We start from the raw sequence: 1,678 nt of genomic DNA on the forward strand, positions 1-1,678 counted from the left end.
TTTGGATAAGCCCTCGACCGATTAGTATTGGTCAGCTCCATGCATTACTGCACTTCCACCTCCAACCTATCTACCTCGTCGTCTTCAAGGGGTCTTACTAGTTGGGAAATCTCATCTTGAGGGGGGCTTCACGCTTAGATGCTTTCAGCGCTTATCCCGTCCGTACGTAGCTACCCAGCCATGCTCCTGGCGGAACAACTGGTGCACCAGCGGTACGTCCATCCCGGTCCTCTCGTACTAAGGACAGCTCCTCTCAAATTTCCTACGCCCACGACAGATAGGGACCGAACTGTCTCACGACGTTCTGAACCCAGCTCGCGTACCGCTTTAATGGGCGAACAGCCCAACCCTTGGGACCTACTTCAGCCCCAGGATGCGATGAGCCGACATCGAGGTGCCAAACCTCCCCGTCGATGTGGACTCTTGGGGGAGATAAGCCTGTTATCCCCAGGGTAGCTTTTATCCGTTGAGCGATGGCCCTTCCATGCGGTACCACCGGATCACTAAGCCCGACTTTCGTCCCTGCTCGACTTGTAGGTCTCGCAGTCAAGCTCCCTTATGCCTTTGCACTCTTCGAATGATTTCCAACCATTCTGAGGGAACCTTGGGGCGCCTCCGTTACTCTTTAGGAGGCGACCGCCCCAGTCAAACTGCCCGCCTGACACTGTCCCCGCACCGGATTACGGTACCAGGTTAGAACCTAGATACGATCAGGGTGGTATCCCAACGTCGCCTCCACACAAGCTGGCGCTCATGCTTCTAAGGCTCCCACCTATCCTGTACAGATCGTACCCAAATCCAATATCAAGCTGCAGTAAAGCTCCATGGGGTCTTTCCGTCTTGTCGCGGGTAACCTGCATCTTCACAGGTATTAAAATTTCACCGGATCTCTCGTTGAGACAGCGCCCAAGTCGTTACGCCATTCGTGCGGGTCAGAATTTACCTGACAAGGAATTTCGCTACCTTAGGACCGTTATAGTTACGGCCGCCGTTTACTGGGGCTTCGGTTCACAGCTTCGGATTGCTCCTAACCGCTCCCCTTAACCTTCCAGCACCGGGCAGGCGTCAGCCCGTATACTTCGCCTTACGGCTTCGCACAGACCTGTGTTTTTGCTAAACAGTCGCTTGGGCCTTTTCACTGCGGCCCCCTCGGGCTATTCACCCTACCGAGGCACCCCTTCTCCCGAAGTTACGGGGTCATTTTGCCGAGTTCCTTAACGAGAGTTCTTCCGCGCGCCTTAGAATTCTCTTCTCGCCTACCTGTGTCGGTTTGCGGTACGGGCACCTTCACCTGACTAGAGGCTTTTCTTGGCAGTGTGAGATCATGACCTTCGCTACTATAATTTTCACTCCCCATCACAGCCCAGCCTTATCGATGTGCGGATTTGCCTACACATCAGCCTCACTGCTTGGACGGACATCCATCAGTCCGCGTCACTACCCTCCTGCGTCACCCCATCGTTCATAACGGTTTACGGTGGTACAGGAATTTCAACCTGTTGTCCTTCGATTACGCCTTTCGGCCTCACCTTAGGTCCCGACTTACCCTGAGCGGACGAGCCTTCCTCAGGAAACCTTGGGCTTTCGGCGGATCAGATTCTCACTGATCTTTTCGTTACTCATACCGGCATTCTCACTTGTATGCTGTCCAGCGCTCCTTACGGTACACCTTCAACCC

1 rRNA gene is annotated in these 1,678 nt (G+C 54.2%); it reads right to left on the bottom strand.

The window, feature by feature from the left end:
- Nucleotide 1 precedes the first annotated feature (1 nt).
- A 23S ribosomal RNA gene (locus DP091_RS05445) occupies nt 2-1,678 on the bottom strand; the annotation flags it as partial.

It is taken from the genome of Paenibacillus sp. MDMC362 (assembly GCF_003269305.1).
GTDB lineage: Bacteria > Bacillota > Bacilli > Paenibacillales > Paenibacillaceae > Paenibacillus_AQ.